Origin of the sequence: Ruminiclostridium cellobioparum subsp. termitidis CT1112 (assembly GCF_000350485.1) — a bacterium.
Lineage (GTDB): Bacteria > Bacillota > Clostridia > Acetivibrionales > DSM-1351 > Ruminiclostridium > Ruminiclostridium termitidis.
Window position 1 is genome coordinate 40538 of the sequence record NZ_AORV01000051.1, and the last position, 7582, is coordinate 48119.

The window sequence follows — 7582 nt, forward strand, 5'->3', positions numbered from 1 at the left end:
TGATAATATAATTCATTAATTTCTCAGTATGATTCCTGTAAGTTTGTAATTCTTGTTATGCTTATTATTCTTATTAATTTACCCGTCTGTTTTTGCCCTTCTGTAAAGCAGTATATAAAGCCCTGTGATTATTATAAAATTTATTGAACAGATAATAACAGCCTCAGCCGTCCACTTCTGTCCCCCTATCAAATACTGTATCTGCTGCCCAAAAAGGTATTTTGATATGCTCTCCAGATTTTTATTAAAGTATGAAAGCATGGGAAGAAAGGAAAAGATCATTCCCAGCGGCACCGCAAGACCATTTGTGGCACTGGGGCTCTTTGAATAGGTTCCCACGCACATTCCTATCAATACCGATATGACACTTCCGAAAATTGCGGCAGAGTAAAACAACCCCACATTGATTGAGCCATCTCCCTGCATTAATAAAAAAGAACTTCCGGTCAAGCAGTCCAGAACCACCACAAATACTGCCGTGCTCAAAAAGAATTCCATGGACGAAATGCCCGACATCCTTAGCACACGCAGTGTATTTTTCTCCTTTTCCTCGGCAATCATGCTTGCTGCCACTACAATAGGTGTAAACACGAAATGCATTGTTGCAAACACCCCGATGAAAAATACCTTTTCTCCTCCAATGGATTGTGTCATTATAAAGGCCACAGCGGGATATACAATAAACAAAACAAGTACCTGGATATTCCTGATCACATCTTTTATATCTTTTGCCAGTATGGCAGTCATATGGTTTATCCGAATCATAGGTTCAAGCCCCTCCCCGTCAATTTCATAAATACAGTTCCGAGATTGGGTTCGGAGGAATGGATGGCCTCCACCTTATCTTCACTGAAATATGAGGCTATTTTTTCTGCTGAAGCTGAACTGTTTGGAATCCTGACTGTCTCCCCGTTCTTTAATATAATTTCAACCGTATTTTCCCGGTTGTATTTTCGGCATAACTCTCCGGGAACTCCGTATTCAACAATTTTTCCTTCGTTCAGCAAAGCAATATTATCACATAGCTTATAGGCTTCTTCCATATTGTGAGTTGTCAGGAATATAGTTGTTCCCGCATTTTTAAGTTCATTCAGATATTCGTGGATTTCCTGGGCCGTCGCAGGATCCAAACCGCCTGTTGGCTCATCCAGAAATAAAATTTCCGGTTTATAAAGCACTGCCCTGGCCAGCAGCAATCTCTGCCGCATGCCTTTTGACAGCCTTCCCGCAGGCGTCTTCACGGCTTCCGACAGCCCAACCTTTTTTAGGACAGAATGAATTGTCTGATTATCAATCCTGTATATCCTTGCAAACAGCCTCATATTGTCATAGCAGTTCAATCTTTCATATACTCCGCAATTGTCCAGGACCATCCCGACTTTTGAATAAATTTCATTGCCAAACTTGCTGCAGTCCTTTCCTAATACCCTGGCCTGCCCGCCATACTTCAGCTGTCCCGTCAATATTTTGATCAGGGTGGTCTTACCTGCTCCCGAAGGCCCCAGCAGTCCAAAAAGTTCTCCGCAGGCCACAGTCAGGCAGATATTATCCAGAACCTTTTTTTCTCCAAATATTTTCTCCAGCTTCTCAACCTCAAGACTGTTCATCATCTTCCTCCAATCCATGCTCTTTACGGTAGCGTTCAAAGCCTTTCTCAATCTTTTTGTTTTCCAGTTTTGTCTTTATATATATTACCAGCAGGCTCAGAGCAAAGCAGCTGGAAAAGGCTGTCAGAAAACCGCACCAGGCATACAGATTATTAAGAGGGAACCAGTCAAATACACCGGCAAAAACGGTAATTATCGGTATTACCGATAGTACCATGCCCACTGTTCTCCAAAATGCAGTCATATGTTTAAGCAGCTTTTCAGAAAACCAAAATACTTTTGAACCTTCCATAACCAGGGATACCAGCAGGAATTGAACTATTGTATCAACCGCTATACCGTCACTTCCAAAACTGTAAAGTGATGAAATGGCACCGGCGTCCTTTCCCACAAAACGGGCCGTAAATGCAATACAGATCACCATAATGGAAAATGTGTTAAATGCCTCTGAAAAAAAATCAAATATAGTAAACCTTTTCTCCATATTACTTCACCCCCAGTTTCTTTTTTACAAAAGGTGAATACTGCCTTGAAACATACAGTTTCTCATTATTGCTCATTGTAAGCAGAATCCTCCCGTCCAGATCTGATTTTAAGGATTGGATCTGCTCAAAATTGACAATGCAGGATTTGTTCGCCCTGAAAAATTCTGTTCCTTCAAGCTGTTCCTCCAGCTCATAAAGCCGCAACGGAGTTTCATAAACGTCAGTTTTGGTGTAAAAGAAGGTTTTCTTATCCACCGTATCTATATATAGAATCTTGCTGATATCCAATATATGTATCTGCCCGTTTTTCTCTCCGGTAAACTTCATATCCATAATGCGGATAAGCGAGACAAGCCTTTCAATTTCCGGTGTCAGCTGATTGCAGATAATATTTATCTCGGTCTCCTGTACATTGCTGAAAGTCTGAATGTTAATCTTCATTTACTGACCTCCATATCGCTTTTATAATATCTCCGGCATTTCTTTATTTCAAGTCTGCACAACCTAAGTTGCGGATTTCTGTTACCAAGTTACAAAAAAAGAGACTGTTTAAAAGTCCCTTTGATATCTGTAATTTAAATATATATTGTATGTATAAAACAAAACTGTCCTGCGGCTGCTTTTTCACGGGTTCCTACTGGACGTTTTACCTCCCCATTATATAACAGATTCTCATTAATATCCATGGGGTATCTGCATGCTATGTATATTTCTTTAAATTTTCCTATGTACCACTGCTGCCATATCGCTGTACTCCTTTATTCCATACACATATGGAAATACCAAATGTCAGAACTCCTGCCAGTGGCGCACACCATTGTAAAATATTCTGCCAAATGCCTCCCGGGCTCATACCAAGCAAATATACCACCTCATAATATCCAGTAAAGGCATAGGGAAAAATAAAAGTCAAAAGTATCTGGATTCCTTTATGAAATATGTTGAGGGGGTAATCGGAATAGGTACGCAAGCCATAATCATTACTGGTAAGCAGAGCTGTAAGCTCCGAGCTTTGCACCGTCCAAAAGCTGACCGCACCGGAAAATATGTAAATACCCGAAAATATCAATAATGCGGCAAACATATTTATAATAAGGTATGATATATATAAGGGAGACCATATCACCTGTATCCTTTTAAGGCTATACCACCAGAATATAGCTGCCAGTATCAGTCTCGGCAAAAAGGTATATTGAAACTGCCGTACTACCAGATAAACCAGGGGATTGAGTGGACGAATCAGATACGAATCCATTCCCCCGCTCCTCACCAGCTCCCCCATATCCTTCATTGGCTGCCATAACAGGAAGCTGCTTATTGAGTACGTAAGCCAGTTGGTGGTGAATAGAAACAAGAATTCATATTTACTCCACCCGGCAATATTATTAAAGTTATCAAACAGTATCCATATACCTGAAAAATAAACACCGATAAGTACAAAATTCGCCAGAATTTCAAGGATAAATCCAAACCGGTACTCCAGCTTGCTTTTTAAATAGATCTTAATAAAATTCCCATACAGCCTTCCAAGCTCAGCCACCTTGAACCACCATCCTTTTCCTGCCCAAATACCATACACCCGCGGCAGTTACGAAAAATATACCGGCCCATAGACACTGGGCAGTCAATTCATTTGCAATCTGTTCATAACTTAAATACTGCGTAAAAATCATTGCCGGTACCGCATAAATATAGCGGAACGGCAAGTAATTATTAATACTCTTTAGAAATTCAGGAAATAGAAAAACCGGAATCCACATACCCGACAATAATTTGTATACTGCGGATAGCAGCATATTTAACGGCCAGGTTACAATTAACCAAAAAGCCATTATTCCCACTAAATATGAATACAAAAAATTAATTATGTAACCCAATGCTATGGAAATCAGAAACAAACCCAGCCGGCTATTACAGAACGCAATATTTTTTCCCAGGAGTAATGATATCAATAAAAGCGGCAGCGTTTGAAATATCACGTTCAGCAATGTTTCACCCATCTGCTTGCAAAATGTCATACAGGCAAAATTTAGCGGTCTCATGAGATCGAATACAATATCTCCTGTCCGTATTTCATTGTTTAGCCAGGCGGTTATATTACTTTCCATAAATGTATTCACAATATTTACTACAATGACATAGCTCATTGTTTCGTTAAATCCATGTCCGGTACTTATCTGACCATTGGATTGATATAATGCATTCCATAAACAAACCTGCATAACCAGGAATAAAACCTTGGAGAAGAATTTCATCCATTGATTAAAGGGATATGCCAGGATCGATTCCATTGAGATTTTTGTATAGTTTAAATATCCTCTCATATGCATCCCCCATTATCTATTTCATAATAAATCTTTTTTACAATATCCTCCAGACAGCTATCCTCAACCTGTATATCGGAAAATGTAAACTGATTTACCATGTCTCTTAAAACTTCCTGCGCTGAATACTTTTTTTTATCGAAAACAAGATAAAGTGCATCATCATACCTACAATTTATTTCTTTTGATGAAACACTTTTCTGTATTTCACCGGCAGTTTCCGGACAGCATTTTAATGTAATGGTGCTCATGCCGCCATATCTGGTTTTCAGGTTTTGCAGATTTCCCTGATAAATCAATCCTCCCCGATCAATTACTATCAGCTCATCACTAAGTTCCTCTATATCCTTCATATCATGGGTCGTCAGTAAAACTGTTGTTAACTTTCTCCGATTTATCTCCCGTATAAAATTTCTCATTTTCTCCTTTGTCGCAACATCAATACCTATCGTTGGTTCGTCCAAAAACAATACCGAAGGATTATGCAGCAACGCAGCACATAGATCGGCACGCATTCTCTGCCCCAGACTCAAATGCCTGGTGGGCTGATTCATAAATTCATTCAGTCCGAGAATCTCCTGAAAAATATCAAGGTTCTCTTTATATTCCTGATCCGGTATGCGATACATATCCTTAAACAGCCGGAAAGATTCTATAATGGGGATATCCCACCATAATTGTGTTCTCTGGCCAAATACTACCCCGATTTGATATGCTATCTTTTTTTTATTTACTCCGACCATCTCATCATTAATTCTGATTGTTCCGCGGTCCGGTGTCAGGATTCCAACCATCATCTTAATTGTTGTTGACTTGCCTGCTCCATTTTCACCAATAAACCCAACAATCTTACCGGTTTCAATGTTGAAGGAAATATCGTTTACCGCATTGATTATTGTATAGTGCGGGTGGAAAAATTGCTTTACCGAACCAAGCAGTCCCTTTTCTCTCCTCACAACATGATAACTTTTTGAAATATGCTCCACATTAATTCCCATACTGTATTGATCCCCTTCCGCTTTTACATTATAATAGCATTGTAAACATTATTAGTAAAATTGAATTAATAGATTGCAACTATCGATTTAATTGATATTATGGAGGCAGATACACTGTGAATATTAAACAACTGCACACTTTTCTTGTTCTTACAGAAAAAATGAATTTTACAGAAACAGCTTTACAGATCGGTTACGCACAATCCACTATAACCACTCAGATAAAATTACTTGAGGAGGAGCTGGGCACCCCTCTCTTTGAACGCCTTGGCAAGACCATTGTACTGACTGCCTCCGGCCAGAGATTACTTCCCTATGCAAAAGATATGGTTCAATTAGAGCATAAAATTATATCCCACGTTCCGGAATCAGAATCGCCCTCCGGTACATTGAAAATCGGAGTTGCAGAATCCCTGTGCTATACAAAATTTCCAAAACTCCTGCAGGATTACAAAAGTCTGTATCCAAAGGTTGATATTCAGCTTAAATTTATAAATCACACTACATTTCCCCAACTTCTACAGGAGGGACTGCTGGATTTTGTTTATACAATAAATACAGCATATAAAGACGATAATTTTCTGATTCCATATAGCCAGCCGGAATCCCTTGACTTTCTGGTTTCTCCCAACCACCCGCTGTCCCAATGTAAAATGGTCGTCGAAGAAGATATTGCAAAGTATCCTTTACTGCTTACCGATGCAAATTGCAATTTTCGTATTATGCTTTTATCCGACCTGGCAAGAAAAGGACTCACCTGCAAAATAGCTCTTGAGACATCAAGTAAAGAGATTCTTAAGCAATTTGCCGCTAATGGTCATGGTATTGCTTTCATCCCTTCCATTACAGCACAAAATGAATTGGCGGATCATAGTCTTGTAAAACTTAAATGGGGTGGTATGCAATTTCCCATTATGTCACAGATTATTATCCATAAAAACAAATTAATAATGCCTGAAATAGAAGCTTTCTGGCATATTTATGAGACTTATTCACAAAACCCTTGAGTATACCGGCATACTCAGTAATATTCATCATATTGTGAATATTAATTGCCTGCTTGCAAATACTGTCTTTGGAGGAGGAAATAAATATGAGCGAACTTCAAAGACTCCTGGATGATATAGATAAATTGCGTGAAAATTTACATGAGGTTATAAGTAAAAAAGGCATCAACCTGACTGATCCTGAAATAATCTCAGCCAGCCAAATGCTGAATGCCGCCATAACCAAGTATAACGAAATAATAAACAAAAAGGGCTTATAGACGACAGGCTGCTCTAAAACAAAAACAAATGAGACACATGTGTCTCATTTGTTTTTGTTTTGCAAACAGCCTGTTATTATGCCTGTGGCTATTTATATGAATTAAAGATGTTATAGAGTATCTGTGCCGCTTCAGCCCTGGTCGTCAGCATTTGAGGATTTAACCTGTTATTGGTGCTTCCGCCCACATAACCTGAGGCTATCATTGCAGATACATCGTTAACCGCATATTTTGCAATCTTGCCCGCATCAGAGAATTTTTTCAAATCCACAGGAGTTTTTGAAGGAAGCTCTCCCTTAGCTGCCTGTATGGCTTTTACCGTAAGCACCATCAGATCCTGTCTTGAAATATTGGCATTTGGGCTGAATTTATTTTCTCCGGTACCTGCAGTTATCTTCAGTGCTTTGGCTGTACCGATTTCAGCAGAATATTTATACGCTTCAGGCACATCGCTGAAGTTGGACTTTACCTCAGAGGTAAGACCCAGAGTTCTTATGAGCCAGCCTAAATATTCACCCCTGGTTACAGCCTTGTCAGGACTGAAAACAGTATCCGAAGTTCCCTGGGCAAAGCCGTATGAGGCCACGGTTACAACCGCAGGAGCGTACCATTTTTCACTCTTTACATCCTCAAAGCTCTTCATGATAAATGCTACGGCATATTTGCTGAAATGAGTGACTGTAAAGGCTACAACCTTCTTATCAGCTGAATATCTGGAATTTGGAACAACTATCCTGTTTCCGGTATCGTCTATATACCAGGCAATGATAAACTGAGGATTTTTAGCCTCAAAAGCCGTAGCCGTATAAGGGATGCTTACAGTTACCGGTTTGTCGGGATTACTCCACTTGATTATATTTCCGTCAACTCTAAGGCTTATATCCACTACCGGCTTATCCCC

The 7582-nt window shown here is 39.5% G+C and carries 10 protein-coding genes; 2 read left to right on the plus strand and 8 right to left on the minus strand.

The genetic code is table 11. The features are described 5' to 3' along the window. Positions 1 to 78: 78 nt before the first annotated feature. From CTER_RS18400 to CTER_RS18430, 7 genes are all read right to left on the minus strand, one after another. Complete coding sequence (locus CTER_RS18400) at positions 79 to 765, minus strand: ABC transporter permease (RefSeq protein WP_004628092.1); 687 nt, start codon at positions 763 to 765, stop codon at positions 79 to 81. Further along, entirely contained in the window at positions 762 to 1607 is an 846-nt protein-coding gene (locus CTER_RS18405) for an ABC transporter ATP-binding protein (protein ID WP_004628101.1), read from the minus strand. The genes CTER_RS18400 and CTER_RS18405 overlap by 4 nt, the downstream gene beginning before the upstream one ends. After that, a complete protein-coding gene (locus CTER_RS18410; RefSeq protein WP_004628099.1) occupies positions 1594 to 2091 on the minus strand; it encodes a hypothetical protein in 498 nt (165 codons plus the stop codon). The genes CTER_RS18405 and CTER_RS18410 overlap by 14 nt, the downstream gene beginning before the upstream one ends. A 1-nt stretch (position 2092) precedes the next feature. Continuing rightward, positions 2093 to 2533 (minus strand): LytTR family DNA-binding domain-containing protein, encoded by a 441-nt coding sequence (locus CTER_RS18415; protein ID WP_004628068.1) that lies wholly within the window; start codon positions 2531 to 2533, stop codon positions 2093 to 2095. Between the two features lie 283 nt (positions 2534 to 2816). Further along, the gene (locus CTER_RS18420) at positions 2817 to 3632 is read right to left on the minus strand and encodes an ABC transporter permease (protein ID WP_004628064.1); all 816 of its coding nucleotides are present in this window, start codon (positions 3630 to 3632) and stop codon (positions 2817 to 2819) included. Then, entirely contained in the window at positions 3625 to 4416 is a 792-nt protein-coding gene (locus tag CTER_RS18425; protein ID WP_004628095.1) for an ABC transporter permease, read from the minus strand. The genes CTER_RS18420 and CTER_RS18425 overlap by 8 nt, the downstream gene beginning before the upstream one ends. Beyond that, positions 4413 to 5414: an ABC transporter ATP-binding protein gene (locus CTER_RS18430; RefSeq protein WP_004628044.1), complete on the minus strand. Its 1002-nt coding sequence runs from the start codon at positions 5412 to 5414 to the stop codon at positions 4413 to 4415. The genes CTER_RS18425 and CTER_RS18430 overlap by 4 nt, the downstream gene beginning before the upstream one ends. A 116-nt stretch (positions 5415 to 5530) precedes the next feature. Between CTER_RS18430 and CTER_RS18435 the strand changes: the two genes are divergently transcribed. Both CTER_RS18435 and CTER_RS18440 read left to right on the plus strand, forming a co-directional pair. Then, positions 5531 to 6421 carry a LysR family transcriptional regulator gene (locus CTER_RS18435; protein ID WP_004628049.1) on the plus strand — a complete coding sequence of 297 codons (891 nt, stop codon included), beginning with the start codon at positions 5531 to 5533 and terminating at the stop codon, positions 6419 to 6421. A gap of 86 nt (positions 6422 to 6507) precedes the next feature. Continuing rightward, positions 6508 to 6681 carry an aspartyl-phosphate phosphatase Spo0E family protein gene (locus CTER_RS18440; protein WP_004628054.1) on the plus strand — a complete coding sequence of 58 codons (174 nt, stop codon included), beginning with the start codon at positions 6508 to 6510 and terminating at the stop codon, positions 6679 to 6681. An 88-nt stretch (positions 6682 to 6769) separates the two neighbouring features. Here the strand turns inward: CTER_RS18440 and CTER_RS18445 are convergent. After that, positions 6770 to 7582 (minus strand): S-layer homology domain-containing protein (locus CTER_RS18445; protein WP_004628048.1); only part of this gene is annotated, 813 nt, incomplete at its 5' end.